The organism is Actinomadura sp. NPDC049382, from assembly GCF_040677125.1.
Lineage (GTDB): Bacteria > Actinomycetota > Actinomycetes > Streptosporangiales > Streptosporangiaceae > Spirillospora > Spirillospora geliboluensis.
Genome location: NZ_JBFARO010000025.1, coordinates 43,367 through 69,694 on the forward strand (window position 1 = coordinate 43,367; position 26,328 = coordinate 69,694).

Below are 26,328 nucleotides of genomic sequence, written 5' to 3' on the forward strand. Positions count from 1 at the left end.
CTCTCAGAAGTACGTGCGGATCAGGTCGATGACCGTGTGGTCGTCGTCCACGACGGGGATGACCTGCCACTTGTCGAAGGCCGTGCACGGGTGGGAGATGCCGAAGCAGATCAGGTCGCCGGGGCGCGGGGCCTGGTCGCCGAACGCCACGTAGGCGTGGTGGTCGTTGGTGTCGGTGACGCTCAGCCCCTCGGCCGGGACGATCGTGCCGTCCGCCCGGCGGAGCTTCAGCGGGACGGGCAGCCCGGCGTCGTAGGGGGCCTCCCGCTTGCCCATCCCCACGATCGCGAGGCCGGGCTCCGGCACGGACGTGACCTGCGCCCAGATCTCCAGCGCCGCGTCCAGCGACCCGGGCACCCGGGTGAACGGCGTCTTCCTGGTGTAGATGCCGTCGTCGTGCGACACGTAGGCGCCGCTCCGCAGGACCACGGTGAGGTCGTGACCGGGCAGCCAGTCGCCCGCGAGCTGCTCGGCGACCTGGTCGAAGTAGGCGCTGCCGCCTGCGGTGACGACGACGTCGCGGGGGAGCAGCGGGGACAGCGCGATCGTCGCGTCGCGGAGCGCCCGCAGGTACGCGGCGGCGGACGGGACGTCCGGCAGCCCGCCCTCGTATCCGGCGACCCCGGCGAGTTCGGCGCCGGGCGCGGCGGCGACCGCGCGGGCGACCCCGGCCAGTTCCTCGACCGTGCGGCAGCCGGTGCGCCCGCCGGGGTGCCCGAGTTCGACCAGCACCCGGAACGGACGCTCCCCGGCCGCGGCGGAGATCGCGGCGACGCCCTCGGGCGAGTCCGCGTACAGCAGGAACTCCATGCCGCGGTCGACCTCGCCGCCCAGCCAGCGCAGCGCGGTCGGGTCGAGCAGCTCGTTGGCCAGCAGGATCCGGGGGACGCCGAACGTCCGGTAGGCGAGGACCTGGTTCGCGGTCGCGGCGGTGATCCCCCAGGCGCCCGCGTCCAGCTGGTCCTGGAAGAGCGACGGGGCCATGGTCGTCTTGCCGTGCGGCGCGAACGCCAGCCCGTGCTCGCCGCAGAACGCGGCGAGCGCCGCGATGTTGTGGTCCAGCGCCGACCGCCGCGCCACCATGACCGGCCAGGTGAACGGGCCGCCGAACAGCGGATGCCGGGCGGCGGCGAACTCCTCCAGCGGGACGGCCCGCGGCTGCCACAGGCCCTTCGTCCGCCAGTCGGCCTGCTCGTTCGGGATGGTGAGGTTCACGGCTGGTTCCCTTCGTCGTTGCGGCGGCGGCGCGGCCGGGACGAGCCGAGCACGCGGGAGATCTCCAGGCCGGTCCGCGCCACCATCGGGCCGACCTCCCTGACCCGCGCCGGCGTCATCCGGGACGTCAGCCCGGACACGCTCAGCGCGCCCACGGCCCGGTCGGTGTGGTCGAAGATCGGCGCCGCGACGCACCGCACCTCCGGCTCGTTCTCCCGGTCGTCCACGGCGTACCCGGACAGGCGTACCCGTTCCAGTTCGGCGGCGAGGCGTGCCGGGTCGGTGATCGTCCGCTCGGTGCGCGGCGGCATCCCGGCGGCGACCACGAGCTGGAAGTCGTCCTCACCGAGCCAGGCGAGGATGGCCTTGCCGACGGCCGTCCGGTAGGCGGGCATCCGCATCCCGACCCGGGACGCCATCCGGACGTTGTGCTCGTTCTCCACCTTGTCGATGTAGACCACGTCGGGCGCCTCGTAGACGACGAGGTGGCAGGTCTCGCCCACGACGTGCTGGAGGCGGCGCAGCGGGTCGGCGGCGACCGCCCGCATGTCCAGCGTCGACAGGTACGCCTGGCCGAGCCGCAGTGCGCCGTGCCCGAGCCGGTACCAGCCGGTGTCCCGGTCCCGGGTGAGGAGGTCGCCGTCGATGAGCGGCTGCGTGAGCCGCAGCACCGTGCTCTTGCTGATGCCGAGGTCGTCGGCGATGCGGGTCAGCGAGATGCCCCGCGCGTCGGCGTGGTCGCGGACGTGGTCGAGCACCGCGAGCGCGCGGCGCAGCGACGACGACTGGTTGCGGGGCTTGGCCTCGTCGGTCATGTGGTGCTCCCCGGAAGCAGGCCGCGGCTGAGGACGTCCCGCGCGGCTCGCAGGTGCCGTCCGGCGCGGGCGAGCGATATCTCGTGGTGGCCCGGCAGCAGCATGTCGACCTCCAGGCCGGCGAGCCGGGCGAGGCTCGCGGCGTACTCCGGCACCCGCGCGTCGTGGAGGTTCTGCAGCGAGATCCGTCCGCCGGTGAACACGCAGTCGCCGGAGAACAGCGCTCGCCCTTCGGGCGCGTCGAGCAGGTAGCAGATGTGCCCGTCCGCGTGCCCGGGGGTGGCGACGGCCCGCAGGACGACGCCCCCGCCGAGGTCGACCTGCTCGCCGTCCGCGATGGGACGCACCGCCGGGCACGCCGCGAACGCGTACTCGTCGGGGTAGACCCCGGCAGCCTTGCCGCGGTCGACGCTGAGCAGCTTCTCGTCGCCGGACGCGATCCACTGGTCCGCCGGTGCCCCCGCGCGAACGGCGATCCCCTCCACGCTCCGCGCCAGCTCGGCGGCGCCGCCCGCGTGGTCGGCATGCCCGTGGGTGAGCAGCAGATGCCGCTCTCCTGTCTCGCCGCGCAGCCGCTGGGCGAACTCCCGGGCGGACGCCCCGGCTCCGGAGTCGATCAGTGCCGCTCCGGCCGGCCCCCTCACGAGGTACACGTGGCAGTCCAGCGGATCGGTGAGGTCGAACCCGGCCGCTCCGCTGCCGATGAGGTCGATGTGCTCCGTCAGCTTCACGCCGGGCCCCCGTCGAGGGACCGGACGGTGTCGACGACCAGCCTGGTCGCCAGGTCCACGTCGGCGAGCGCCACCGATTCGTCCGCGGAGTGGGCATCGGTGATCGAGCCGGGGCCGAAGACGACCGAGGGGATGCCCGCGCGCGCCAGCTTGCTCGCGTCGGTGCCGAACGGCATGCCCTGGACGGCCGCGGGACGTCCCGCCGCCTCCAGCACGCGGCAGAGCGCGGCCGGCACCGGGCTGGCCGCCGGGGTGTCGAGGGCGTAGTCGACGGTGAACGGCTCGTCCACCTCGATCTGGCCGGGGAGGAGGGCGGTCAGCTCGGCGCGGTCGCGACGCCACACGTCGAGGGGGTCCTCGCCGGGGAGGGTGCGGCGGTCGACGTCGATCTCGCAGCGGCCCGGAATGGTGTTCGGCCCCTCACCGCCCCTGATCCGGGTGACGCAGCGCGTCGCCGGCCCCAGCAGGGGATGCGGCGCGACGTCCGGCTCGGCGGAGGCGATGTGGTCGATCACGCGGGACATCAGGGTGACGGCGTTGACGGCCTCGTCCGGCCGGGAGCTGTGCCCGGCCCTGCCCAGCGCGCGGACGGTGTAGCGGACGCAGCCCTTGTGCGCGGTCGCGGGCACCAGCCCGGTCGGCTCGCCCACGATCGCGCCCACCACCGGCATGTCGCCGAGGTCGGAGATCAGGCCGAGGACGCCCTGGTAGGCGTGCTCCTCGTCCATCACCCCGGCGAGGACGACCCCCGTCTCCGCCGGGTCGGCGGCGAGCTCGACCGCCGCCCGCATGAACGCCGCGAGGGGTCCCTTGGCGTCGCAGGCGCCGCGGCCGTAGAGGCGGCCGTCCCGGATCGTCCCGGCGAACGGGTCGATCGACATGCCGGTGGTCTCGACCGTGTCCAGGTGCGATTCGAGCAGCACCATGCGCGGCCCGCGCCCCGGCACGGTCGCGACGACGTTGGGACGTCCCGGCAGCACCTCCCGCAGCTCGGCCTCGATCCCGTGTCCGGCCAGCCAGTCGCGGACGTACTCGGCGATCGCCGCCTCGCCGAACCCGGGCCCGGAACCGGCGCGCGGGTTGACGCTGGCGATGCCGACCATGGCCCGCAGAAGCTCCCCCGAGGACGTCATCAGGACCGCCGTTCCCGGGCGTAGGCGAGCAGCAGCGCGATGATGAGCAGCCCGAGCACGATCTGCCGGACGCCCTCCGACACGTTCCACGCCGCCAGCAGCGCCGTCAGCAGCGTCAGCAGCAGGGCGCCCGCGACCGTCCCGAGGACGTGCCCGCGCCCACCGAGAATGGACGTCCCGCCCAGCACGACCGCCGCGATCGACAGCAGCTGGTACGGGTTGCCCATCGTGAGCGAGCTGGTGGAGGTGAACCCGAGCAGCACCAGACCGGACACCCCGGCGAGCAGCGCGCACGTCCCGTAGGCGATGAACGCGGTGCGCGCGAGCGGCACCCCGGACGCGCGCGAGGCCCGCTCTCCGTTGCCGAGCGCGAACACGTACCGTCCGACCCGGGAGGCGTGCAGCAGCCAGGCGGCGACCGCGGTGATGGCGATCCACAGGACGAACGCGAGCGGCACCCCCGCGACGCGGTCGTTGGCGAACGACGCCAGCAGCGGCACCTTCGCCGACTTCGGCGACCCGTCGGTGTAGACGAGCAGCGCGCCGGCGACGATCGTGCCGGTGGCCAGCGTCATCACCATCGGCGGCACCCGCAGCCAGGTCACCCCGGCCGCGTTGGCGATCCCGACGAGGACGCTCGCCGCGAGCGCCGCGGCGATGCCCGCCGTCCCGCCCGAGCCGGACGCGACCTGCGCGCACACGACCGCCGACAGCGCGACGACGCCCGACACCGACAGGTCGATGCCGCTCATCATGATCACGAGGGTCTGGCCGACGGCGACGATGCCGAGGAACGCGGCGGTCTGCACCAGGTAGCGGACGCTGGAGACGCTGTCGAAGCCCTTCGCGAACAGGATCGCGGCGATCCAGGTCACGATGAGCACGCCGAACGCCCAGGCGGCGCGGTTGTCCCGCAGCACCCTCGGCACTGCGGCGGCGCGCGGTAGCGCGGTCATCAGTCCGTCCTCTCCCGGGTCGCGAACGTCTTGACGGCGATCGCCACGATCAGCACCGCGCCCTGCATGATCAGCTGGTAGAAGGGCGACAGCCCGGTGAACAGCAGCAGGTTCGTCAGCAGGCCGATCAGCAGCGCGGCCAGGACGGTCGCGCGCATCTGCCCGACGCCGCCGAAGAAGCTGACCCCGGCGAGCACGGACGCGGCGATCGAGTTGAGCGTGTACGGGGCGCCGATCGTGGCGTCCCCCGAGCCGGTCTGGACGGCGAGGCCGATCCCGGCGAGGCCGACGAAGACGCCGGCCAGCGCGTAGGCGGAGATCTTCACCTTCCGCGTCGCGATGCCGCTGGCGTAGGCGCCGTGCTCGTTGCCGCCGACCGCGTACAGCGAGAGCCCGAACCGGGTCGTCCGGACGACCTTCCACAGCACCAGGACCAGGGCGATCGCCAGGAACGGCAGCGCGATCCCGTTCCAGCCGTTGTTGTACGCCTTGACCAGGCCGGCCGGGACGCTGCCGCCCGGCTGGGGGAGCACGACGAGCGTGACGCCGCCCCACAGGAACGACGCGGCCAGCGTCACGATGATCGGCGGCAGCCCCGCGTACGCGACGAGCACGCCGTTCGCGGCCCCGGTCGCGGCGGCGGCCAGCAGGGCCAGCACGGCCGCGAGCACGACGCCGTCCTCGGCCCGGACGGCGAACACCGCCATCGCGAGCGCCAGCACCGAGCCGAGCGACAGGTCGATGCCGCCGGCCAGCATGACGGTGCTCTGCCCCATCGCGGCCAGGATCAGCGGCAGGAACTGCGCCGACAGGATCGTGATCGACGCCGGGGTGAACACCTCGGGGTCGTAGTGGCTGTAGACGGCGAGCAGGACGACCAGCAGCGCGCCGAGGCCCGCCACGTCCACGTTGCCGCGCAGCGCCCCGGTGAGGCGGTCAGGCATGCGCCACCGTCCCGGTCACGGAGGCGCGGACCAGCCGCTCCTCGGTGAGGTCGCCGCCCGACAGCCGGTCCACGACCGCGCCCTCGTACATGACGGCGACCTCGTCGCACAGGCCGACCAGTTCCATGGTGTCTCCCGAGGTGACCAGCACCGCCACGCCGCCGTCGGCCAGCCGGCGGAGCAGGTGGTAGATCTCGCGCTTGGTGCCGACGTCGATGCCGCGGGTCGGCTCGGCCAGCAGCAGCACCCGCGGCTCGGACGGCAGCCAGCGGGCCAGCGCGACCTTCTGCTGGTTGCCGCCGGACAGCCGGCGCGCCTCCTGCTCCGGCCCGGCCACCTTGATCCGCATCCGCTCGATGAGGTCGTCGACCAGCCGGGCCTCCGCCCCGCGGTCGACGGTGGTGAGCCGCCGCGCGGGCGTGACGACGTCGAGGTTGGTGAGGGACAGGTTCGCCCGGACGGTCTGCGCCACGTGCAGGCCCTCGACCTTGCGGTCCTCCGGCACGTAGGCGATGCGGGCGCGGATCGCCGCGCGCGGCGACCCGAGGCGGGCGGGGCGCCCGTCCAGCTCGATCCGCCCGGTGTGCCGGACGAGCCCGAACAGCGCGCGCAGCACCGCCCGCTGCCCCTGGCCCTGGAGCCCGCCGAGGCCGATGATCCGGCCGGGATCCAGGTCGAGGTCGACGCCGGCGCAGGCGCCGGGGACGGTCAGCCCCCGCGCGCTCAGCACCGGCCTGCCGGTGAGGACGGGTGTCGCGTCCGTCGCGGCCTTCTTCTCCTCGGCGATCTCCTTTTCGGAGGGAATCGCCGCGATCTCCGCCGCGACCGGGCCGGCCGCGGTCCCCGGCGGGACCGCCCCGGCCTTCGGCGGGAACAGGTCGGACAGCTCCCGGCCGATCATCAGGCGCACGATGTCGTCGTGGTCGGTCTCCGCCCGCTCCCGGGTGGCCATGACCGCGCCGTCCTTCAGGACCGTCAGCCGGTCGGCGATGGCGAACAGCTCGCCCATCCGGTGGCTGACGGTGATCACGGACGAGCCCGCCTCGCGCAGCTCGTCCACGACCTCGAACACGCTCTTGACCTGGTCGTCGTCCAGCGCGGACGTCGCCTCGTCCAGGATCAGCAGGCGCGGGGAGGACGCGAGCGCCTTGGCCAGCTCGACGAGCTGCTGCTGGCCGAGGGGGAGGCGTCCCGCCCGGGTCAGCGGGTCGGCGTCCAGGCCGACGCGCTCCAGCAGCGGCCGGGCGCGCCGGGCCAGGTCGCGGCGCAGGACGAGCCCGCGCCGCGCCGGCCACTGGCCGAGGAACACGTTCTCGGCGATGGTCTGATGCGGGTTGAGGCTGAGCTCCTGGTGCACCGAGCCGATCCCGACGGCCCGCGCACGGTGCGGCGACCAGTCGCGGACGGGGTCGCCGTCGTAGACGACCCGCCCGGCGTCCGGTGCCAGCAGCCCCGTGATGAGGGACAGCACGGTGCTCTTGCCCGCGCCGTTCTCGCCCACGAGCGCGAGCACCTCACCGGCGCGGACGTCGAAGCTCACCTCGTGCAGCACGCGGTTGCCTGCGAAGGACTTGGAGACCCGCTCGACGGCCAGGAGTGTCATGGCTACTTGCCGATCAGCTTGTCGATCTCGGACTGCGGCAGGTCCTGGATGGGGTACGAGTCGTCCGGCTGGTCCGCCTTGACGTACTGGGCCAGGTTCTCGTTGGTGATCCTGGGCAGCGGCACGGTGATCTGGTTCGGCACCGTCGCCCCGCCGGCCTTCGCGACCGCCGCGCGCAGTGCGATCACGCCGAGGTAGTTGGGCTGCGCAGTGGACAGCGACGAGAACCCGGCGTCCTTGTTCTCCTGCCACAGCTTCAGGAAGCCGTTGTAGTTCTCGCCGGTGATCGGCACGAGCTTCTTCTTCTGCTTGACGAGCGTCTGCAGCGCCGCCGCCGACAGGGCGCCGCCCTGCGAGAACACGCCGTCGATGTCGGGGTTCGCGGAGTACGCCGAGGCGAACGCCTGCGCGGCCGGGGCCAGGTTGTACTCGCTGTGCACGTTCGAGACGACCTTGATGCCGGGGTACTTCTTCAGCGCCTCCTCGGCGCCCTTCCAGCGCTGCTCGCTGACCGCGACGCCGGCCGGCCCGTTGAACGCGATGATCTTGCCCTTGCCGCCCAGCGTGTCGCCGAGCCACTGGCCCATCATCCGGCCCCACTCGGTCTGGTCGGTGCCGACGCGCACGACCTTCTCGGAGGTGACCAGGCTGTCGAAGTTGGCGACCGTGATGCCCGCGTCCGCCGCCTGCTCCAGCGCCGGGTTCAGCGCCGTGGACGACCCGGCGTCCACCAGGATGACGTCGTACTTCTGCTGGATCATCGCCCGGATCTGGGCGATCTGCTGGGAGGTGTCGCCGTTGGCGTTGAACACCTGGTAGTCGGCGACCTTGCCGTCCTGCTTCAGCTTCGCGACATCGTCCTTGATCATCTTGTCGGTCTGCTGCATCCACGACGGGGTCAGGTAGATCGTGGACCAGCCCACCTTGAGGGCCTTGGACTTGCCGGTGCCGCCGGACGAGCCGCCGTCGCCGGACTCGACGCCGCAGGCGGCCGTGGCGGTCAGCGTGCCCAGCGCCGTGACGGCCACGATGGCGCGCGTGAACCTACCGATCATGGATGGACTCCTTGTGCTGGTCCGGAGCCCGAGCGGGCTCCGGCGAACTGGGCGGGGGGTCGTTCTGGGGTCAGGCGGGTGTCAGGGCCCGTCCGGGCGGCTCGTGGGCCGCCGCGAGAGCGCCGTCCCTGAGGACGGCCACGCCGTTCACGATGACGTGTTCCACGCCTTCGGCGGGCACCCTGGGACTTTCGTAGGTGGAGCGGTCGGTGACGGTGGCGGGATCGAGGACGACGAGGTCGGCGGCGTACCCCGGCTCGACGCGGCCCCGGCCGGCGAGCCGGAAGCGGTCGGCGGCGCGGCCGGACAGATGCACGGCGGCCTGCTCCCACGTCCAGTCGCCGAGGTCGCGGACGTGCCGCCCGAGCAGCCGGGCGAAGGCGCCCCAGCCGCGCGGATGCGGATGCCCGCCCTGGTAGATGGCGTCGGAGCCGGTCGTCTGGGCGGGGTGCTTGAGCAGCGCCCGCACCGACTCCTCGCTGTTGGTCGGCGGCTGCCCGAACACGCAGCCCGCCTCCAGCCGCGTCGCGACGAGCAGGTCGCAGCAGAACTCGCCAGGGGCCTTGCCGGCCTGCGCCGCCGCGTCCGGAAGGGCCATGCCCTCGGCCCAGCGGTACTCGTCCGACGGGACGTGCGACAACGTGATGCGCGGCCACACCTCGGGCCGGTGCGCGAACCACTCCCGCTCCAGCCGCCGCCGGACCGCCGGGTCGGCGAGCGCCTCCAGCGTGCCGTCCAGGTCGGCGATCGGGAGCCAGCCCGGCAGCGTGACCAGCGTCAGCGTGCTGGACCCCCGCAGGTACGGGTAGTTGTCGAAGGTCAGGTCGATGCCTTCGGCGCGTGCGTTGTCCACGAGCGCGACCAGCTGGTCCTTGGGGCCGTGGTAGTGCGACACGTGCGGGGCGACGCGTCCGGCGCGCGCGATCTCCAGCACCTCGGCCATCGCCGTGACGGCCTCCGACTCGTACCCGCGCATGTGCGTGACGTAGGGCAGCCCCGCCGCGCCGACCGGCTCGCACAGCGCGGCGATCTCGGCCGCGTCCGCGTAGGCGCCGGGAACGTACTCCAGCCCCGTGGACAGCCCGGCCGCGCCCTCCGCCAGCCCCCGCTCGACGTGGGCGCGCATCGCCGCCAGCTCGCCGGCCTCCGGGACCCGCCGCGCGGTCCCCATGACGCTGTGCCGGATGGTCCCGTGGGGGAGCAGGTAGACGGTGTTGAGCGGCGTCCTCCGGTCGTATCCGGCGAGCAGCTCGGCGACCGAGACCGGCCCGTCGTCCAGGCCCGGATGGACGCCGTTCACAGGAGCGAAGTACCGGCTGACGTACCGCAGCGTCGCCGCGCTCGCCGGGGCGTAGGACACGCCGTCCTGCCCGAGCACGAACGTCGTGACGCCCTGCCGCAGCGCGGCGTGCTGCACGTCGGGGTCGAACACGGCCGCGTCACCGTGCACATGGGTGTCGATGAAGCCCGGCATGACGTACCGGCCGGTCGCGTCGATCTCCTCGGCGGCCCGCGCGCCGTCCAGGAGGCCGACCTCCGCGATGCGTCCCGCGGTGACGGCCACGTCCGCGCGGCGGCGGGCGGACCCGGTGCCGTCCAGCACCGTCCCCCCGCGAACCAGCAGATCGTACATTGGACCTCATTCACCCCAGGAGCCACGTAACCGGACGTCTGTGCCGGTAGTCGTGGAGGCTAGGGCGCGCACCAACCCCCGCACCAGATTCACAACACATGATTTTGCACTGCAAAACTACCCGCTGACCTGCACGGTTACGCTAAGGCCCGCAGCGGGCGAGCCAGCCTGGGCTACCGGACGACCTCACCCGGACACATGGGCCCGCCGGCTGACGGGCTGGACGGAGCCTGCCGAGGGCTCGGTTGATGAACGATGGCGCCTTCCCCGGCGGAGAACTCGATCAGGGCGTTGCTCGCGCCGATCGCCACATGCCGTTCACGGCTTTCGCAGGATGCCGCCGTATTCGCAGACGTCTCGTCCCATCCTGGAGGCACCGACGAACTGGGCCAGTTCGTCGGGGACGGGCGGCAGGGGCGGCTGGTCGGGGTCGGGGCGCCAATGCAGCAGGTTGACCAGTCCCGGATCGACCGGCTCCAGTCCGTCCAGCAGGAGTGCGCCGACCTCCTCGCGAGTGCGGTTCTGCCACGGGATGCCGGCGGCGTTCATGCGCGCGTCGAGTTCGGCGGCGCGGCCGGGGTCGGAGCAGACGACCTGGGAGAACGCCAGGTGGCTGCCGGGCGCCGCCCGGTCCATGACGGTGTGCAGGATGCCGCGCGGATCGTCGGCGTCGGTCAGGTGGTGCCCGACCGACAGGAACAGCACCGCCAGCGGCTCGTCCAAATCGATCAGCCGCCCGACCTCGGAGTGGCTCAGGACGGCGTCCAGGTCGCGGAAGTCGGCGTTGATGACGACGGTCGAGCCGTCCCCGGCCAGCAGCGCGCGGCCGTAGGCCAGCACGATCGGGTCGATGTCGACGTAGACGACGCGGGCGTCGGGCGCGAACCGCTGCGCGACCTGATGGACATTGTTGTCGGTGGGCAGCCCGCAACCCAGGTCCAGGAATTGCCGTATCCCGGCCTCGGTCGCCAGGTACCGCACCGCCCGGTACAGGAACAGCCGGTTCTGCCGGCTGATATCGATCGACTCGGGAAAGGCGGGCGCGGTCTTCAACGCGAAGTCGCGGTCGACCTGGTAATTGTCCTTACTGCCGAGCGCCCATCCGTACACCCGAGCCGACGCCGGTATGTCATCACGGATCTCGATCGGCGATTCACGTTCTTCCGCGGCCACCATGCGCTCCCGATCCCGCAGTGCAGTTGCCCGACCAGGCAACGTAACCGCCGTCTCCGACCTCGCCCCGATCTTCGACAGTCCCGTCCGAGTATTACCCGGCTGAGTTCGTTGCCGTCCAGGAGTCGGCGAGCTTGCAGAGGTCGTCGAGGGCGGCTTCGACGCGGGTGTGGTCGCCGGTGATCAGCAGGTCGGTCTGCAGGCCGGCGTAGGCGCTGTTGAGGTAGGTCGCCTTGATCATCGCCTCGCGGGGATCGAGTCCGCGGGCGGTCAGTGCCCCGGCGACGAATTCGGCCCGCTCGGCCAGGAACTTGGGAACTTGGCCACCGAGGCGCCCGGCGGCCGCCAGTCCCTCGATCTCGTGGATCAGGCGAGTGTAGGGAAGGTTGGCCGGCCTGAGATGGCGGTGCCAGGAGTCGCGGACGATCGATCCGATGCCCCGATCGGTGTCGTCCCAGCCTTCCGTCGCATGGAGTTGCTCATGCTGGATCTCGTCCAGACGTGTCAGCAGCGCGGCCAGCAGCGCGTCCTTGTCGGCGAAGTGATGGGTGAGCACGCGCGTGCTGTGGCCTAGCGCCTGCGCGATCGGCCGGAAGGAGAATCCGCTGGACAGCCCGGTCTGGGCGAGGTGGTCCAGAACCGCGTCAAGGATCTCGGTGCGGCGGTGCGGGTCGCGGGGTCTGGCCACTGGCGGCGCTCCTGGCTCGGTTGGTCGAAGTTAAGGAAACACATGTTACGTTAACGTCCCATGGATGTCACACGCCGCCGCGCGTTCGCCGAGCCCTGGCTTCTCGCGCTCGCCATCACTGCTCTGGCCCTGCAGACGGACGACTTCGTCATCGTGGGGGTGCTGCCGTCCATCGCGCACGACTTACAGGTCAGCGAGGCGGCAGCCGGCCAGCTGGTGAGCGTCTTCTCGGTGATGTGCGCGGTAGTCGGACCGGTGGCCGCCGTCGTCACCGCTTCATGGCCTCGGAAACGCCTGCTCATCGGCGGCCTGCTGCTGTTCTGCACCGCCAACTTCGCCGTTCCGCTCGCCGCCTCCTATCCGGCCTTGATGGCATTGCGGATCCTGGCCGCATTCGCGGCTGCGGTCACCTTGCCCACCGTGTTCGCGGTCACGGCTGCGCATTCTCCGCCTGAGCGGCAGGGCCGCCACCTCGCCACCGTCATGACCGGGCTGACCGGTGCCGTTGTCATCGGAGTTCCGCTGGGCACCTGGACCGGTGCGGCATTCGGATGGCAGGCCACCTTCGTGCTCGGCGGCCTTCTCGGCCTGATAGCGCTGGTCTGCGTGGGCCTGGCGGTGCCAGATGTTCCGCCCTCGCCGGCCGCCGGCCTCGCTGAGCGACTCAGCCCTCTGGCACGTCCCGCCGTGCTGTGCGTTCTGCTCGCCGCTGTCGTCGCGGTGCTGGGAAATCTGCTGTTCCAGACCTATCTCGCGGCCTTCCTCCACGACGCGGCGGGCGTGACGCCGGCCATGCTGGGCGGGCTACTGGCATTGACCGGCGCTGCGGGCATCGCTGGAGCACGTCTCAGTGGTGGGCTCGTCGACCGGTTCGGCTCGGGACGGGCGTTCACCACCGCGGCGGTGGTCTTCGTCGCCGCCATGATCGGACTCGCGCTGTGCTGGTCGCTGCGACCCGCGTACCTTCCCGTCGTCGTTGTCCTCCTGCTGGTGTGGTCGGCCGCCGCATGGGCGATTCCCCCGCCCGTCCAGGCCCGCGTCCTCCAGTTGGCCGGACCGGAGACCGGGCCGCAAGCCTTGGCGCTCAGCAGCAGCGCGGTCTATGTCGGAGCCTCACTCGGCGCCGGTCTCGGTGGCTGGCTACTCAGCACGCACGGCTCTGGCGCGCTTCCGCTCATCGCCGCCGTGAGCGCCCTGGCGTCGTTGGCCTTGTTCGCCGGTACCGGACGCATCACTGGAGGGCGTGGTTAGGACGGGTGCTCAGGGTGGCCGGTTACAGCAGATCGTCGTCGGCCTTCTCGGTTCAGGAACGAAGTGGTGGACGGCCTGAAAAGCGGCCGGAGTTTCTTCGTCCGGCCCTCGGGGGCGACAAGTGGATCTCAGGACCAGCCGTGGACGCTGAACGGTTCGCCGCGCATGATCGCGGCGAGGGCCATGGCGCAGTGGGGGATCAGGTCGTCGGGTGGGTTCGCCGGGTCGATCCACAACGCCTCCGATGCCTTGTTGGGTTCGGCGGCGCGTGGTTCGCCCTCCCAGCGGTCGAAGCGAAACCAGTAGTCGCTGACCGCGTGGCACGGAGCGGGCAGTGTCGTTTCGGTGCGGTGCATGACGTGGACGAACTGGGCGTCCTGCTTTCGTAGCCGGACGCCGCTCTCCTCCGCGGCTTCGCGGATCGCGGCGGCCAGCACGTCCTCGCCCGGCTCGATCCGCCCGGCCGGTGGGCACAGCCACCCGTCGCGGTATCCGGTGGCGTGGCGGCGCAGCATCAGTACGTGACCGTCCTGGCGCTGCAGCAGGATGTGAGGTGCGATGAAGGACCCGTGCCAGCCGCTCGCGCCCCGGGCCCCAGCCGGGGGAGCGGCCACATCGCGGGCGGAGACGACACCGAGCCGTCTGGCCATGTGCGCCTCGGCCTGGGCGGCGCCGCCCGCCAGATCGACCATGGGGATCGCAGCGGCCAGGATGACGTCGGCGAGCTCGTCCAGGACGTCGGTTCTGTTCTTGTGGACGCCCTTGCGCGGGTTGCCGCCGGTCATCCCGATGTAGGCCTCGGCGACCTCACCGACCTCTTCGGCGACCTTCAACACCAGGGTCTGGGTCGGCACCTCGGCTAGGTAGCCGGCCCGGATGCGGGCGGTGTCGTCCCAGAAGCCGCGACACGGCTCGGCGGGTTCAACAGCTGGTTCAGGGGTCGTCACGGCATCGAGCCTAGAAGCCGAGGGAGCGCCCGTCTCAGTATTCTCGAACATTAGATCGAGTCGCTCGCCGAGTGCTGAGGAGCGTGACCGCAGTCGCTGCGGGGGTGAGCCAGGTCGGAACCTTGGCGACAAGATGGCGCATGTCGAAGCGGTCGCCTGGGCCACGCGGCGGTCTTCCCCTAAAACCCGATCGCAGCACGGCTGATGGATGTGGCTAGCATTTCGCCTCAAACAAGGCGGAGGTGCTCATGTACAACGGCCGGAACCGCCCGACCAAGAAACGCACCCTCTCGCCATGGCAGTCGCTGCTGGTCAGCGTCGTTGTCGCGGGCGCGCTGGCAGCATGGATCATCGCGGAGCTGGCCCCGGTCCGGGCATTACAATTCTCCTGGCGAGGCTTGTTCGGTGGGGTGCTGATCGCGGCTGAGATCGCCTTCCTCATCGCCTTGGTCATGAAGCTTCGTAGGGACCGATCAGGTTCGGGGCGTTAACCGGCCCTGATCACACTCTCCCAGCAACGCGGACCTGCAGAGCGAAAGGCTCACCGGCGTGCACCGACGTGCGCTGCGGTTCGCTGTTGCAGAGCCGAGCGTGGGCCGCTGTCAGGTGATCAGGTCGCGGATGTGCTGCCCGTCCCAGTCCACGAACGCCAGGTAGTCGGCGAGGACCGGGTGCAGCACGCCGTCCTCGTCTCGGACGGCACCAGGGCCTCCGGAAGACGCGCGAAAGCAAACAGCCAGCTCAGACGGGATATGCGGCCACGTCTCATCTTTGAGCGGCGTCTTTTTCGTCTTCGCTCGGTGCCCGTCCGGGCTACCCAAAAAGTAATCAGGAACATGCCTCGAATGTCGATGGTCACTGGCGGAGATAACTGCTTGTTCCTCGCCTGGGGCTAGTTTACCTGGGCAAGCAATGCAATCTCGTACGTTGCCATATGGTAAGTTCGTCGTTTCGCATGAAGGTTGGGGAACGGCATGCGTGTAATGGTGGTCGCTGGTGGCTCCCGCGGCGATGTGCAGCCGCTGATCCCGCTCGCCCAGGGCATCCAGGCGGCCGGGCACGAGGTCACCGTCGCCGCCTCGGTCGACTCCGAGCGGCTCGTGACGGACCGCGCTCTGCGGTTCCAGCCGCTCGAGGTGTCGATCACCGGTCAGATGACGAGCGGCGCCGGCCGCACCTGGATCGCCGACTCCGCCGGCCGGCCTTTCCGCGAACTGCGCCACATGCGGCGGGTGTACGCCGACGCCGCCCAACCGCTCGCCGACGGGCTCCTGAGCCTGGCCGGCACCGCCGACCTGTTCGTCAGCGGCATTTTCACCCTGGACTCGGTCGCCTCGATCGCTCAGCACGACCGTGCGGGCCACGCCATCGCCTTGCTCTGCCCCTTTCACCCAACGGCGGACGGCCGTTGCGGCCTCACCGCTCAGAACGCCCGCACCCAATCCGCGAACCTGTCCCGCACCCGACTGGGCCGCTGGCTCCTATCGCGCTCGGTCACCCAGGCGGGTCGCCTCGTCCGCCACCGGCTGGGCATGCCTGAGACGGGGGCGAAGGGCTTTCGCCGGACTCTCGACACCGTTCCCACCGCGCTCGGGGCCAGTCCGCTCCTGGTTCCCGCCGCGCGGGACTGGCCGCGCAACGTCACGGTCACCGGTCCGTGGACGCTCCCGACACCCGACGACTGGGTGCCGCCGCAGGAACTGCTCGACTTCCTGGAGGCCGGCCCACCGCCGATCTACCTCGGCTTCGGAAGCATGTCGGTCGTTCAGCCCGATCGAACTCGCGAACTCGCTCTGGCCGCTGCTCGTGCGACCGGTCTGCGGCTGGTCCTTTCCGGCACAGATCTCACCGGGCCAGCCGGCGACGATGTTCTCGGGATCGCCGACGTCCCGCACGATTGGCTGTTCCCCCGAATGCGGGCGGTGGTGCACCACGGCGGTGCTGGGACCACGCATGCGGCGTTGCTCGCCGGGGTCCCCCAACTGGCCGTTCCCCACATCGCGGACCAGCCCTACTGGGCGCGCCGCATCCACGAGGAGCATCTCGGCCCCGCGCCTCTTCCACTCAACCGCCTCACCGCCGACCGGCTCATCGAACGGTTGCGCGCGCTGTCGGACTCCTCCGATTTCACCGCACGCGCGGCCAGTCTGGGGGAGTCGGCCAACCAACACCACGGCGTACGCGACGCCGTTGACGTCCTGCTCGGACCTGGGCAGTAGGGCCGGTCCACCCGCACCCAGCCAGGGTTATGGGCGTTTCCGCCAGCATGAGCAGGAGCCGCCACCCGATCTAAGCGGATCGCAGGTTCTCGACGACCATCTCGGTGATCTCGCGTATCGGCTTCTTGGCTCGTAGCAACTCGATCCCGATCACTCCCCGGTCGGGGCCGGCCGCGACCGACATCTGATAGCCGAGAAGACTGGTGCGCGATCCGGACACCGGCTCGGTCTTCCCCTTCTTCCCGACCCAGGCGTTGTCACGCGAAGGTTGGAGGGACACCGAGATCGAGTACCACGCGGTGCGCGGGGACGACTTCCACGTGCACCGCGTATAGTCGCCGTTGCTGCCGCCCCCCTGCGCGCGGCCCGCCGGATTCTGCGCCGACACGTGATCCACCCCGATGGCGTCCAGTTGGGTACTTTCCAGGACGTCGCAGGCATGCAACCCGGAGATGTCGATCTTCGGTTCGTCTGCGGAGCAGGCTCCGGCAGCCGCCACCAAGACCCCCAGCACGACCAGCCGCGCATTCCGTTTCGTCCGGCCCAGGAAAATGTCGGCGCGCAACGTTGTTCACCCCAGAAGATCGCTTCTTCGGCCGGAGTCTACTGATCAACAATGACGACCGCGATGGAAGTCGGCGGTCGCATGCAGCGGGCCCCTTGACGGGAGCCCCGCACGCAGAGGACCGAACTTTCCGTTATCGATGCGCCGGGCCACCGGTCGGCGGCCGGTGGAGCGTCCCAGCGGCATCCGGGGGCGGGCATTTCGTGGCATGCTCAGCCCTCGCACCCCGCCTGCTCACCGTGCCGTTCCAAGGGGGTGCTGAGTCGAGTCACGATGGCGCTAACAGCGTCCTTGAACTGGAGCAGGTGCTCGACATCATCGTCCCGTCGGGCCCAGAGCGTTTTGACACGGGGCCGAGGGAGGCAAGACGAGACCGACCGCGCACGGGTGGAGCGGGCCCCTACACCGGCAGAGCCGAACGCGAGCAGTACAGCGTGACCAGCGGCATGAGAGGGCGATCGTGGCGAACATATGAACCAGACATGCGAACAGACTGCGGGAGAAATTTTGCTACCACGCAATTCCCGGATCTCGGGTGACCAGCCGAAACTCCCCGCGGACGGCTAGTTAGCGGAAGATCTAACGGTTCGATGCCAGTACGAGCGGGCGGCGATGGTCAGCGCGACGCCGTACACGGTGAATGCGACCATGCCGATCCAGCCGACCAACAGCGCGTCACTCGCGGTGTGGAAGTCCCCGCGCCGCATTGTGACGATGCCGGCCGTGGCCAGAGTGGTGTAACCGATCCCGACCACCCCGTACGGAGCGAGGGTGGCGGCGCCGAGCAGGGCCGGGGTCAGGGGGAGCCAGCGCGGGACGCGGCTGCCGTGCAGCAACGGCAACCAGCGCGGGAAGACCTGGCCCCATGGGCGGACCAGTCCCCAGAGCAGGAAGACCCCGAGCACGGCCAACAGCGCGGTGCCGTCGAGTCCCCACGACTCCAGGGTGAGCCAGATTCCCGAGGCGCCGTTGCGCTCGGAAATCGCGATGATCTCGTCGCCGGTCGTCCCGGCGAAGGTACCGCCGGACGCCCAGATCAGTTTCATCACCGTGTAAGGAAGGAAGGCCGCTGTCCCGGCGCAGGCAGCGAGATGGACCGTCCGGGAGGCGGCCGAGGGTGTCGGGGCGGCGACCGTGGTGGGTGGGGCGATTGCGGAGACGGTGGCCGGGCGGCGGTCGGACCGGGCCGTGGCCGCCAACAGGAGCGCCCCGGTTGCCGCCAGCCCGTGGTTCGCAGCGGCCGCCCCGCTGTCCACCCCTTGGCCGAATATCAGCGTGATGACGTCCATGAGCAGGCCGAACGCAGCTGCCCCGGCCAGCCCGCAGAGCACCCACAGCCACACGCGCAGCGTCGGCCGCAGCCCGTACCGCCCCACCGCGACACAAGCCGGCACCGCGAGAAAGCCCACCGCCACGACTGCCCAGCCCAGCGCGGAAGGCGCCGGGGTGTCGTCGCGGTAGAGCAGCGGGGTCGGGCTGAGCGCACATGCCAGGCCGAAGGCCGCGTACGCCACACCCCAGACCATCGTTGCTCGGCCCACCCATCGAGGCCATTGACGCCACCACGTCAGCCGGGATGCCGTCATCCCACGTCTCGAACCCGTCATGCGGTTGAACATCGCACCGACCGTCGCGGCGACGCCTCACCCGGCAGGGCGATCCCGTTCCCCTCACCGGGTGAGTGGGCTTCTGAGGCTCAGGAATGCCTCACGGAACGCGATGCCTCAACTGACCGCACGTGGGGAACTGGAGCGGCCGCCGTCGCCCGTGCTCGGCCGGCTCGCCAAGACGTCAAATTGGGCCGCTGTCAAGATGTCGAGTCCCTGGCCGCGGGCGGTGCAGGCGGTCGGCAATTGCGGTGCCGTGCCCGGTCATTGGCTGTGGAACGTCACCGGGTGCCGGTGATCGGCGGAGCATCCGAAGAAGCCGCCGTGGCTGTAGCGGCCGATCTCCAGGCCGGTCGGCTCTTTGGCGGCCCAGTAGGCGTCGTCGGAGGCGCTGATGTCGATTTCGGCCGCACGGCGTCGCTCGCCGAGGACATGCTCGGCGTCAGCCGGGAGATGTGGCAGGGGTGGCTCACCGAAGGGGCGTTTACGAGCCAGGCCGACGAACTGCCCGGCCTGCTCGTGCCCACCTGCTACGTCATCAGTGGGAAGGACGGTGTCGTCGATCAGGCCAAGCAACTCGACGACATCCGTCGCGCCCCCCGGGCCGTGCCGTCCTGCTCAGCGATCACGGTCACCTCGGCGTGCTGGAGGCCCGGACGATTTCGCCCGCGTGACCGCCGCGTTTCTGGAGACCGTCAAGCCCTGGGGCGTGCGCGGCTCAACGCTCCAGGAGCCGCCATGCGGTGAGGGCGAGCCGGGCCCGGGTCAGTCCGGCGGGGTCGGTGAGTTCGATGCCGAGGGCCTTGGCGATCTGTTCGAGGCGGCGGGAGACGCTGCTGTGGTGCAGGTGGAGGAGGTCGGCCGCGCCGCGCAGGGAGCCGGTGGCGCAGTAGGCGTCCAGGGTCTCCAGGTCCTCGGGGCTGTCGGCCATGCGGGCGATCGCGGCCACGTCGGCGTTGCCGCGCGCGGCGTCGGGAGGGATCTCAGCCAGCAACGCCAGCGCGCCCAGGTCGTCGTGGTGGACGACCGGCTGACGGGGAGTGGTGAAGCGCAGGGCGGTGCGGGCCTGGTGCCAGGACCGGTCGGGGCTCGCGGCGGCGCCGATGCCGGCGCGGACGTTCGGCGGGAACCGGTCCGGGGCGACGGCGGCGGCCAGGATCACTCCGACGTCGGCGACCGAGGCCGCCTTCACCGGACGAGCCGGGCAGATCAGCGCCCCGATCCGGTCGAGCGGCAGCGACGAGCGCACGGCGACGACGCGGACGGGCAGGTCGGCGGCGAATCCCAGCAGCCGCAACGCCCGGGAGCGGGCCGCCTCGTCTCCGTCGGCGCTGACGACCAGTTCGACCAGGGCGGGATCGGCCATCGTGGTGCGGGCCGGACCGTACCGCTCGACGACCCCGGCGGCGGCGATGGCGAGCCGCTCCAGCAGCGCCGCGTCGAGCGGACCTGGCGGGCCGGGGCGTTCCAGCCACACCGTGCCGATCTCCTCCTCGTCGAGGGTGATCGGCGCCGTGCCGGACGCGGGCGCGGGCGGGCCGGACGCCTCCCGGCCGTCGGGCGCCATGCGGATATCCCGTCCGGTGCCGTGCAGCCGGATCCCGGCCGTGCACTCGGCCAGGCCCGCCGAGGCTCGGGCGAGCGCCGGCAGGTCCACCCGCCGGCGCATCAGCGTGTCGTAGAACAGCACGACGCGGATCACGCCGTCGACGTGCGGATCCAGTCCCGACAGCCGTTCGGCCAGAGCCTCCATGGCGCCAGAATAGGCGCCGATCGGTGCGTGGCGGACGCTGAACGCCCGACGGGTGGCGGATGATTCGGGATGGGGGTAACCGCGATGGTGGACCGCATGGATCCCGAACTGGAAGCCTTCGCCCCGCTGCTCCCCGACCTCGACCTGACCGATCCGGCCGCCACCCGCGCCGGGCTCGCCGCGAGCGCCGCCCTGCGACCGCCGCCCGACACCACGGGATTGGAGATCGAGGATCGCACGGTGCCCGCCGCCCCGGACGTGCCGGTGCGGATCTACCGGCCGGGCCGGGCACAGGGCGCCGTGGTCTGGCTGCACGGCGGGGGCGGGGTCTTCGGCAACCTGGACTCCGAGCACTCGCAGGCCGTCCGGATGGCCGACGGCTCCGGGGCGGTGCTGATCTCGGTCGGCTACCGGCTGGCCCCCGAGCATCCGTTCCCAGCCGCCCACGAGGACGCCTACGCCGTGCTGCTCTGGGTGGCCGAGCACGCCGCGGAGCTCGGCGTCGCCCCGGAGCTCATCGCCGTCGGCGGCCACAGCATGGGCGCGGGCCTGGCTGCCGGGCTGGCGCTGCGGGCGCGCGACGAGCAAGGCCCGTCGATCCGCTTCCAACTGCTCAACCAGCCGATGCTCGACGACCGGCAGGAGACCTGGTCGCAGCGCACCTTCACGGACACGCCGTGGATGACACGCGACAAGCTCGCCGTCGCATGGCGGCACTACCTGGGCTCCCAACCCGCCACCCACTACGCCGCGCCGGCGCGGGCCGGCGACCTGTCCGGCCTGCCTCCGGCCCACGTCGCCACCGCCGAGTTCGACCCGCTGCGCGACGAGGCCATCGAGTACGCGCTGCGGATGCTCCGGGCGGGCGTGCCGGTCGAACTGCACCAGTGGCCCGGGACGTTCCACGGGTCCCAGGCGCTGCCCGCCGAGGTGTCCCAACGGCAGATGGCCGAACTCGCCGCCGCCCTGCGCCGCGGCCTGGCCGGATGAACCGCCGACCCCCCGGTTGGAGGAGGACGGTTGGTGGTGAAGACGCGACTGCTTGTGCGGGCGAGCGCGGTCGTACTGAGCGTGCGCCGAAGGTGGGCAGGAGTTGCAGGCAGATGCAGCCGGTGGTGGCCATGAACACCACCGCCGCAGGGTGATGGTCGGCGGCGTGCCGAGGACCACCACCCTGCGGCTGCGCGGGCCAGACAGGACTGTCCGCTGGAACGGCGGCGCGGGGGCTATCTGGCGAGGTCGGTCGGCTTCTCCAGGCGCGTCAGTTTCTGCGGGTTCGCCACCGCGTGGATCAGGGTCACCCGCCCGTCCTCGACCACCAGGCTCACCGCGGCCACCCGGCCGCCGATCTCGATCCGGCCGGCGGGCGCGCCGTTGAGCCAGACGGTCGACACCGTCCGGCCCGGGCGCGCGAGCGACTCCGCGACGAGTTCGGCACCGTGGATCGGAGCGCGCGCTGCGGGCGCGAGCCCGCCGCCGTCGGGGATCAGGACCACGTCCGGTGCCATGACCTCGATCAGTTCCTCCACCTGCCCGGTGCGCACCGCCGCCAGGAACCGTTCCACCACGGCTCGCTGCTCCGACCGGCTCACCCGTACCCGAGGCCGTCGGGCCGCCACCCGCTCGCGGGCCCGCCGGGCGATCTGCCGCACCGTGGGCGCGGACTTGTCCACGGCCGCGGCGATCTCGCCGTAGGGCAGCTCGAAGACCTCGCGGAGCACGAACACCGCACGCTCCACCGGAGCCAGCGTTTCCAGCACGGTCAGCATCGCGATCGAGACGCTTTCCGCAAGGGCGCTGTCCTCGGCGACGTCAGGGCTGGTGAGCAGTGGTTCCGGCAGCCACTCGCCGACGTAGTCCTCGCGCCTGCGCGACAGCGTGCGCAGCTGGTTGAGGGACTGCCGGGTGACGACGCGGACGAGGTAGGCCCGCGGGTCGCTCACTTGCGCGCGGTCGATGCCGGCCCACCGCAGCCAGGAGTCCTGCAGCACGTCCTCCGCATCGGCCGCCGACCCGAGCATCTGGTAGGCGACGGTGAACAGTAGGCTGCGGTGGGCGATGAACGGATCCTCGGCCGTCGCTTGCTTGATCATGCCGTCGACGCCGCCGCACGGGGCTTCCCCGGGACCTCGGCCAGCGGAATCTCGCAGGCGTCCGAGAAGCCCTGCGAGGAGACCCCGTTAGCCACGTTGGCCCTCGTCGCCATGTTGACGAAGGCGATGTGCACGGTGAGCTCGACCATCGCCGCCGGGCCGAGCCGCTCCAGCAGGCCCGCGTACTGCTCGTCGGTGACGGTCGGCGGCGTGTTCGACATCGCCTCGGCGTACTCCATCACGTCCCGCTCCAGCGGGGTGAACACGTCCGAGGTCCGCCAGCGGGGCACCTGGCTCGCCTTGGTCAGGTCCAGGTCGTCGTTACGTGCCTGGAAGTAGCCGACGTCGAGGCACCAACTGCAGCCGACCTGCGCCGCGACGGCCATGTGCGCGAACGACTTGAGGCTCTTGTCGGCCGCACTCCACGCGCCCGCCTTGGCGCCGAACTCCAAGTTGTCCAGGGCGACCGCGGGGCTGTGCCACAGCACTTCGACGTTCTCGGGAACGTCACCGAGTTGCTTGATCATGTTCTCCTTGACCTCGGCGGGAAGCTCGGCCTTCGGTACGCGCAGCGCCATGACGTTCTCCCTGTGTAGGTGTGTGTTCTGGCTGTTCAACATGAAGACACCGCCCGTCCCTCGGGCGTGACACCCCCAGGGAAGAGATCGCGCGTTCAGCAAGTGCTTCGGCGGGAGGTGCACTAGGCGCTCAGGGCGCGGTCTGATGCATTTTCTCTGCGTTCAAGGTCATTTGGCGGAGCACCTCAATGGCGTCGGCGTATCGCTCTGCGGTCACTCCTGCTCTGATCTGGCGCCCTGCTCTCTGGATCTTCTGCGCCAGAGCAGCGTGCGCGGTCTTGCCTGCGGGGGTGAGAGCGTGGGGTTCCTGCTCGGTGATCCAGCCACGCCGCTTCAACTCCTCGACCGCCTCGTCCACGTCGACCGAACTCCCGGACCAGAAGGGCCGTAGTCTCTGCGCGATCGCTTCTTTTGTGGCCGGTCCACGTCGGCCCGCGCGGTCGAAGTCGGGGCCTGGCGCGAGCAGGTTCATCGCTTGCCAATGGCGGCGATGAAGCCCGTCCGCTTCAAGGACCCGGTTGAGGTTGTCTTCGATGAGCTGGTCGAGGAGCTTCAACCAATAACCCAACGGCCGACGCTGTTCCATGCTGGTCCTTAGGGGTGTGGGTGTGGCTGATGCTGATTTGCCGTGAGAGGAACTGAGAGGACTGGCCGCCAGGCTTCTCCGCCCTCTGGCCGGGGTGCGACGGGCCACCGCCAACCGGATGGCCGACGTCTTCCCTGGCGAAGCCTGGATGCGCCGCGACCGCGGGCGCCCGGTGAGCCGGTTGTGGGCGGTGGCTGAGTGCACGAGGCGGTGGTGCACGATGCCTTCGTTGCGAGGAAGATCGCGAGTCACGGGCGCAGGACCGTTTTTCCGGTGGTCGCTCGCGATTGCAGGGCGGTGTGGGCGGCGGCCGCGTCTGCGAGGGCGAACCTCTGTCCGATCACGGGGACGAGGCGTCCGTCGTGCAGTGCTTGGAGGGCGTCGTGTTCCAGCGTCCGGGTGCCGCCCGGGCGTTGGAGGATGCGTGCGCCGACGGCGGAGGCGGCGCTGATGCCCCGGCTGAACAGGTCGGCGGCCGACAGTTCGGTCAGGGAGCCCGAGGACGAGCCGAACATCACCAGGCGTCCGGTGACGCCGAGCAGTTCCAGGGCGCTTCGGCCGATCCGGCCGCCGACCCCGTCGAGGACGAGTGTCACCGGCCTGCCCTCCAGTGACCGGCGCACTCGGTCGGGCCAGTCGGGGCGGGTGTAGTCGATGGCGTGGTCGGCGCCGGTCCGGCGGGCGAGCGCGGTCTTGCCGGGGCCGCCCGCGACGCCGACGACCGTCGCTCCGGCCGCGTGGCACGCCTGGACCAGCAGGGTTCCGATCCCGCCCGCGGCGGCGGTGACCAGGACGACGTCTCCGGCGGCCGGCGCGGCGAGTTCGAGGATCGCCATGGTGGTCCGGCCGGTGCCGACCATGGCCACGGCGCAGTCGGCGTCGGCGTCGTCCGGCAGGACGTGGACGGACGCCGCAGGTGCCAGCGCCAGCTCTGCGTATCCGCCACTGGGCGGGCCGAGGTCGGCCACGACGCGGCGGCCGAGGAGACCGGTGTCGGTGCCAGCGCCGACCTCGTCGACCGTTCCGGCGACCTCGCGGCCCGGTGTCATGGGCAGGCGAGGCGCGACCCGCGGCCCGCCCGCCCCCTGGCGGATGACGGTGTCGAGCAGGTGGACGCCCGCCGACTCGACCCGGATCCGCACCTGGCCGGCCGACGGATGCGGGTCGGGCACCTCCTCCAGCCGGAGTTCCTCCGGGCCGCCGAACGCGTGCTGCCGGATCGCGCGCATCACGCCCGGCCCTTCTCGGTGGAGAGCAGGTCGTGCTTGTCCAGCCAAGCGACGAGCGAGGAGGCGATGACTTCGGGCTGTTCCTCAGGCGTGTGGTGGCCGGCCGTCCCGAGCGTCTCGGTCTCCAGCGCGGACATGTGCGCGGTGCACCAGTCGATGATCTGCGGGCTCATCATCGTGCTCTCGCCGGGCTCGAAGGCGAGCAGGAGCTTGGGCACGTCCGCGCTGTCGGCCAGCCATTGGCCGTAGGCGTCGATTCTGGCGACGACGTCGGCGGGCTCGCCGTCCAGCGGCATCGACCGAGGCCACTGCAGCAGCGGCACCCTGCTGCGTCGGGTCGGGTAGGGGCGGCCGTAGACCGCGAGGTCCTCGTCACTCAGCCCGGGGACGGTGCGAGGCAGCGCCTGCTCGATGAAGGCGTTCTCCTCCAGCACCATCGCCTCGCCGACTCCGGAGGACCGCATCGCTTCGAACAGCGGGCGGGCGCCGGCCGGGAACTCCTCCCAGGACATCGGTTTCACGATCGTCTCGGTGAACGCGATCCCGCGTACGCGTCCGGGATGGCGGGCGGCCCAGTCGAAGGCGAGCGCGCCGCCCCAGTCATGGCCGACCAGTACGACCCGGTCGAGTTCGAGGGCGTCGAACCAGGCGTCGAGGTACCGGGCGTGGTCATCGAAGCTGTAGGCGATATCGGGCTTGCCGGACTCGCCCATGCCGATCAGGTCGGGAGCCAGGCACCTGCCGACGGCCCCGACGACGGGCAGGACGTGCCGCCACAGGTAGGACGACGTGGGGTTGCCGTGGAGGAAGACCGTCGGGGTCGGCCCGCGGCCGACCTCCCGGTAGAAGATCGTCGAGTCCAGAACGGGTGCGGTGGGCATGGCGCTCTCCCTGGGAGAATGACATACTAGACAGGTACCTGACCAACGTAGAAAGTAGACAGGAACCTGTCAATATGCCGGGAGACTCCACTTCGAGGCGTGCGAGGCTGTCGCTGCTCCTGCGCCTGCTCCATCGCGAGTACACCGTCGGCATCGAGGCGGCTCTGGCCGAGGCGGGCTTCGGTGACATCCGGTCCGGGGACGCCAAGGTGTTCCCGTTCGTCCCGCCAGAGGGGATCACGGTCCGCGACCTGGCCCTTCGCGCGGGTGTGCGGAAGCAGACCATGGCGCAGTCGGTCGACCAGCTCGAGCGGGCCGGGTACCTGGAACGCCGCCCCAATCCCCGCGACGCCAGGTCCCGGCTGATCGTCCTCACCGAGCGGGGAAGAGCGGTCCAGCCGACGGCGGCCGGCGCGGGGGACCGGATCGAACAGCACTGGGCCGAACTGACCAGTCCCGAGGATTTCGAGGCCCTCCACACCTTGCTGCACCGCCTGCTGAACCGCATCGGCGAAGCGACCCCCGACGCCGCCGACCGTCTGACCTCGATCAGCGAGAGCCAACTCGACTGATGTGAGATCGAGGCGAGCTGTCGGGCGCGATGACGTCTCTGGGCGGGTGCCGTTAGCGGCGGCTCGCCGCAGCGCGGATGCTTCATCCGGCCCGTGGTCGG

General features: G+C 71.1%; 26 protein-coding genes. 5 read left to right on the forward strand and 21 right to left on the reverse strand.

Annotation, left to right across the window (positions count from 1 at the left end):
• Nucleotides 1-3: 3 nt before the first annotated feature.
• From AB0K34_RS17830 to AB0K34_RS17880, 11 genes are all read right to left on the reverse strand, one after another.
• Nucleotides 4-1,215, reverse strand: coding sequence for an alanine racemase (locus AB0K34_RS17830; protein ID WP_364549726.1), 1,212 nt, complete (start codon nucleotides 1,213-1,215; stop codon nucleotides 4-6).
• Nucleotides 1,212-2,030, reverse strand: coding sequence for an IclR family transcriptional regulator (locus tag AB0K34_RS17835; protein ID WP_138632079.1), 819 nt, complete (start codon nucleotides 2,028-2,030; stop codon nucleotides 1,212-1,214). The genes AB0K34_RS17830 and AB0K34_RS17835 overlap by 4 nt, the downstream gene beginning before the upstream one ends.
• Complete coding sequence (locus tag AB0K34_RS17840; RefSeq protein ID WP_364549728.1) at nucleotides 2,027-2,761, reverse strand: MBL fold metallo-hydrolase; 735 nt, start codon at nucleotides 2,759-2,761, stop codon at nucleotides 2,027-2,029. Before AB0K34_RS17840 ends, AB0K34_RS17835 begins: the two co-directional genes overlap by 4 nt.
• Nucleotides 2,758-3,894, reverse strand: coding sequence for a M20 family metallopeptidase (locus AB0K34_RS17845; protein ID WP_364549729.1), 1,137 nt, complete (start codon nucleotides 3,892-3,894; stop codon nucleotides 2,758-2,760). The genes AB0K34_RS17840 and AB0K34_RS17845 overlap by 4 nt, the downstream gene beginning before the upstream one ends.
• Nucleotides 3,894-4,850 (reverse strand): ABC transporter permease, encoded by a 957-nt coding sequence (locus AB0K34_RS17850; protein WP_364549731.1) that lies wholly within the window; start codon nucleotides 4,848-4,850, stop codon nucleotides 3,894-3,896. Before AB0K34_RS17850 ends, AB0K34_RS17845 begins: the two co-directional genes overlap by 1 nt.
• Nucleotides 4,850-5,794 (reverse strand): ABC transporter permease, encoded by a 945-nt coding sequence (locus tag AB0K34_RS17855; RefSeq protein WP_364549733.1) that lies wholly within the window; start codon nucleotides 5,792-5,794, stop codon nucleotides 4,850-4,852. The genes AB0K34_RS17850 and AB0K34_RS17855 overlap by 1 nt, the downstream gene beginning before the upstream one ends.
• Nucleotides 5,787-7,397: a sugar ABC transporter ATP-binding protein gene (locus AB0K34_RS17860; RefSeq protein ID WP_364549735.1), complete on the reverse strand. Its 1,611-nt coding sequence runs from the start codon at nucleotides 7,395-7,397 to the stop codon at nucleotides 5,787-5,789. The genes AB0K34_RS17855 and AB0K34_RS17860 overlap by 8 nt, the downstream gene beginning before the upstream one ends.
• Nucleotides 7,398-7,399: 2 nt before the next feature.
• The gene (locus tag AB0K34_RS17865) at nucleotides 7,400-8,452 is read right to left on the reverse strand and encodes an ABC transporter substrate-binding protein (RefSeq protein ID WP_364549736.1); all 1,053 of its coding nucleotides are present in this window, start codon (nucleotides 8,450-8,452) and stop codon (nucleotides 7,400-7,402) included.
• A gap of 70 nt (nucleotides 8,453-8,522) precedes the next feature.
• Nucleotides 8,523-10,085 carry an amidohydrolase family protein gene (locus AB0K34_RS17870; protein WP_364549738.1) on the reverse strand — a complete coding sequence of 521 codons (1,563 nt, stop codon included), beginning with the start codon at nucleotides 10,083-10,085 and terminating at the stop codon, nucleotides 8,523-8,525.
• Between the two features lie 318 nt (nucleotides 10,086-10,403).
• Nucleotides 10,404-11,261: an SAM-dependent methyltransferase gene (locus AB0K34_RS17875; protein ID WP_364549740.1), complete on the reverse strand. Its 858-nt coding sequence runs from the start codon at nucleotides 11,259-11,261 to the stop codon at nucleotides 10,404-10,406.
• A 91-nt stretch (nucleotides 11,262-11,352) separates the two neighbouring features.
• A complete protein-coding gene (locus tag AB0K34_RS17880; protein ID WP_364549742.1) occupies nucleotides 11,353-11,946 on the reverse strand; it encodes a TetR/AcrR family transcriptional regulator in 594 nt (197 codons plus the stop codon).
• Nucleotides 11,947-12,006: 60 nt separating this feature from the next.
• Here AB0K34_RS17880 and AB0K34_RS17885 point away from each other — a divergent pair, with 60 nt between their 5' ends.
• Entirely contained in the window at nucleotides 12,007-13,197 is a 1,191-nt protein-coding gene (locus tag AB0K34_RS17885; protein ID WP_364549743.1) for an MFS transporter, read from the forward strand.
• A 128-nt stretch (nucleotides 13,198-13,325) separates the two neighbouring features.
• Here the strand turns inward: AB0K34_RS17885 and AB0K34_RS17890 are convergent, their stop codons facing one another.
• Nucleotides 13,326-14,144, reverse strand: a complete 819-nt coding sequence (locus tag AB0K34_RS17890) for an NUDIX domain-containing protein (RefSeq protein ID WP_364549745.1) — start codon at nucleotides 14,142-14,144, stop codon at nucleotides 13,326-13,328.
• Nucleotides 14,145-14,392: 248 nt separating this feature from the next.
• On the opposite strand from AB0K34_RS17890, the gene AB0K34_RS17895 reads away from it, so the two are divergent.
• Together AB0K34_RS17895 and AB0K34_RS17900 are read left to right on the forward strand one after the other, a co-directional pair.
• Nucleotides 14,393-14,635 (forward strand): hypothetical protein, encoded by a 243-nt coding sequence (locus AB0K34_RS17895; RefSeq protein WP_364549747.1) that lies wholly within the window; start codon nucleotides 14,393-14,395, stop codon nucleotides 14,633-14,635.
• Between the two features lie 483 nt (nucleotides 14,636-15,118).
• Nucleotides 15,119-16,363, forward strand: a complete 1,245-nt coding sequence (locus AB0K34_RS17900; protein WP_364549749.1) for a glycosyltransferase — start codon at nucleotides 15,119-15,121, stop codon at nucleotides 16,361-16,363.
• Nucleotides 16,364-16,433: 70 nt separating this feature from the next.
• Here the strand turns inward: AB0K34_RS17900 and AB0K34_RS17905 are convergent, their stop codons facing one another.
• The 4 genes from AB0K34_RS17905 to AB0K34_RS17920 form a co-directional block, all read right to left on the reverse strand.
• Nucleotides 16,434-16,928 carry a hypothetical protein gene (locus tag AB0K34_RS17905; protein WP_364549751.1) on the reverse strand — a complete coding sequence of 165 codons (495 nt, stop codon included), beginning with the start codon at nucleotides 16,926-16,928 and terminating at the stop codon, nucleotides 16,434-16,436.
• Between the two features lie 563 nt (nucleotides 16,929-17,491).
• On the reverse strand, nucleotides 17,492-18,442 hold the full coding sequence (locus AB0K34_RS17910; protein WP_364549753.1) for a hypothetical protein: 951 nt from the start codon (nucleotides 18,440-18,442) through the stop codon (nucleotides 17,492-17,494).
• Between the two features lie 357 nt (nucleotides 18,443-18,799).
• On the reverse strand, nucleotides 18,800-19,111 hold the full coding sequence (locus tag AB0K34_RS17915; protein WP_138632037.1) for a hypothetical protein: 312 nt from the start codon (nucleotides 19,109-19,111) through the stop codon (nucleotides 18,800-18,802).
• A 142-nt stretch (nucleotides 19,112-19,253) separates the two neighbouring features.
• Complete coding sequence (locus AB0K34_RS17920) at nucleotides 19,254-20,288, reverse strand: helix-turn-helix domain-containing protein (RefSeq protein ID WP_364549755.1); 1,035 nt, start codon at nucleotides 20,286-20,288, stop codon at nucleotides 19,254-19,256.
• A gap of 96 nt (nucleotides 20,289-20,384) precedes the next feature.
• Between AB0K34_RS17920 and AB0K34_RS17925 the strand changes: the two genes are divergently transcribed.
• Nucleotides 20,385-21,278, forward strand: coding sequence for an alpha/beta hydrolase (locus AB0K34_RS17925; protein ID WP_364549757.1), 894 nt, complete (start codon nucleotides 20,385-20,387; stop codon nucleotides 21,276-21,278).
• Nucleotides 21,279-21,514: 236 nt separating this feature from the next.
• On the opposite strand, the gene sigJ is transcribed toward AB0K34_RS17925, so the two are convergent.
• The 5 genes from sigJ to AB0K34_RS17950 all read right to left on the reverse strand — a co-directional run bounded on the left by sigJ (nucleotide 21,515) and on the right by AB0K34_RS17950 (nucleotide 25,655).
• Nucleotides 21,515-22,381 carry an RNA polymerase sigma factor SigJ gene (gene sigJ, locus AB0K34_RS17930; protein WP_364549759.1) on the reverse strand — a complete coding sequence of 289 codons (867 nt, stop codon included), beginning with the start codon at nucleotides 22,379-22,381 and terminating at the stop codon, nucleotides 21,515-21,517.
• The gene (locus AB0K34_RS17935; RefSeq protein ID WP_364549761.1) at nucleotides 22,378-22,959 is read right to left on the reverse strand and encodes a carboxymuconolactone decarboxylase family protein; all 582 of its coding nucleotides are present in this window, start codon (nucleotides 22,957-22,959) and stop codon (nucleotides 22,378-22,380) included. The genes sigJ and AB0K34_RS17935 overlap by 4 nt, the downstream gene beginning before the upstream one ends.
• A gap of 130 nt (nucleotides 22,960-23,089) precedes the next feature.
• Complete coding sequence (locus AB0K34_RS17940) at nucleotides 23,090-23,545, reverse strand: MarR family transcriptional regulator (protein WP_364549763.1); 456 nt, start codon at nucleotides 23,543-23,545, stop codon at nucleotides 23,090-23,092.
• 248 nt (nucleotides 23,546-23,793) lie between these two features.
• Entirely contained in the window at nucleotides 23,794-24,774 is a 981-nt protein-coding gene (locus AB0K34_RS17945) for a zinc-binding dehydrogenase (protein WP_364549792.1), read from the reverse strand.
• Nucleotides 24,774-25,655, reverse strand: a complete 882-nt coding sequence (locus AB0K34_RS17950; protein WP_364549765.1) for a haloalkane dehalogenase — start codon at nucleotides 25,653-25,655, stop codon at nucleotides 24,774-24,776. Before AB0K34_RS17950 ends, AB0K34_RS17945 begins: the two co-directional genes overlap by 1 nt.
• Nucleotides 25,656-25,729: 74 nt before the next feature.
• On the opposite strand from AB0K34_RS17950, the gene AB0K34_RS17955 reads away from it, so the two are divergent.
• Entirely contained in the window at nucleotides 25,730-26,227 is a 498-nt protein-coding gene (locus AB0K34_RS17955; RefSeq protein WP_364549767.1) for a MarR family winged helix-turn-helix transcriptional regulator, read from the forward strand.
• The last annotated feature ends 101 nt before the right edge of the window (nucleotides 26,228-26,328 follow it).

What these genes read in the sequence shown, in the direction of transcription:
- AB0K34_RS17925 (WP_364549757.1), top strand. Translation starts at nt 20,385, where the DNA reads ATGGATCCCGAACTGGAAGCCTTCGCCCCGCTGCTCCCCGACCTCGAC.
- AB0K34_RS17865 (WP_364549736.1), bottom strand. Translation starts at nt 8,452, where the DNA reads ATGATCGGTAGGTTCACGCGCGCCATCGTGGCCGTCACGGCGCTGGGC.
- AB0K34_RS17940 (WP_364549763.1), bottom strand. Translation starts at nt 23,545, where the DNA reads ATGGAACAGCGTCGGCCGTTGGGTTATTGGTTGAAGCTCCTCGACCAG.
- AB0K34_RS17855 (WP_364549733.1), bottom strand. Translation starts at nt 5,794, where the DNA reads ATGCCTGACCGCCTCACCGGGGCGCTGCGCGGCAACGTGGACGTGGCG.
- sigJ (WP_364549759.1), bottom strand. Translation starts at nt 22,381, where the DNA reads ATGATCAAGCAAGCGACGGCCGAGGATCCGTTCATCGCCCACCGCAGC.
- AB0K34_RS17875 (WP_364549740.1), bottom strand. Translation starts at nt 11,261, where the DNA reads ATGGTGGCCGCGGAAGAACGTGAATCGCCGATCGAGATCCGTGATGAC.
- AB0K34_RS17935 (WP_364549761.1), bottom strand. Translation starts at nt 22,959, where the DNA reads ATGGCGCTGCGCGTACCGAAGGCCGAGCTTCCCGCCGAGGTCAAGGAG.
- AB0K34_RS17955 (WP_364549767.1), top strand. Translation starts at nt 25,730, where the DNA reads ATGCCGGGAGACTCCACTTCGAGGCGTGCGAGGCTGTCGCTGCTCCTG.
- AB0K34_RS17945 (WP_364549792.1), bottom strand. Translation starts at nt 24,774, where the DNA reads ATGCGCGCGATCCGGCAGCACGCGTTCGGCGGCCCGGAGGAACTCCGG.
- AB0K34_RS17835 (WP_138632079.1), bottom strand. Translation starts at nt 2,030, where the DNA reads ATGACCGACGAGGCCAAGCCCCGCAACCAGTCGTCGTCGCTGCGCCGC.
- AB0K34_RS17900 (WP_364549749.1), top strand. Translation starts at nt 15,119, where the DNA reads ATGCGTGTAATGGTGGTCGCTGGTGGCTCCCGCGGCGATGTGCAGCCG.
- AB0K34_RS17885 (WP_364549743.1), top strand. Translation starts at nt 12,007, where the DNA reads ATGGATGTCACACGCCGCCGCGCGTTCGCCGAGCCCTGGCTTCTCGCG.
- AB0K34_RS17870 (WP_364549738.1), bottom strand. Translation starts at nt 10,085, where the DNA reads ATGTACGATCTGCTGGTTCGCGGGGGGACGGTGCTGGACGGCACCGGG.
- AB0K34_RS17950 (WP_364549765.1), bottom strand. Translation starts at nt 25,655, where the DNA reads ATGCCCACCGCACCCGTTCTGGACTCGACGATCTTCTACCGGGAGGTC.
- AB0K34_RS17895 (WP_364549747.1), top strand. Translation starts at nt 14,393, where the DNA reads ATGTACAACGGCCGGAACCGCCCGACCAAGAAACGCACCCTCTCGCCA.
- AB0K34_RS17850 (WP_364549731.1), bottom strand. Translation starts at nt 4,850, where the DNA reads ATGACCGCGCTACCGCGCGCCGCCGCAGTGCCGAGGGTGCTGCGGGAC.
- AB0K34_RS17920 (WP_364549755.1), bottom strand. Translation starts at nt 20,288, where the DNA reads ATGGAGGCTCTGGCCGAACGGCTGTCGGGACTGGATCCGCACGTCGAC.
- AB0K34_RS17845 (WP_364549729.1), bottom strand. Translation starts at nt 3,894, where the DNA reads ATGACGTCCTCGGGGGAGCTTCTGCGGGCCATGGTCGGCATCGCCAGC.
- AB0K34_RS17860 (WP_364549735.1), bottom strand. Translation starts at nt 7,397, where the DNA reads ATGACACTCCTGGCCGTCGAGCGGGTCTCCAAGTCCTTCGCAGGCAAC.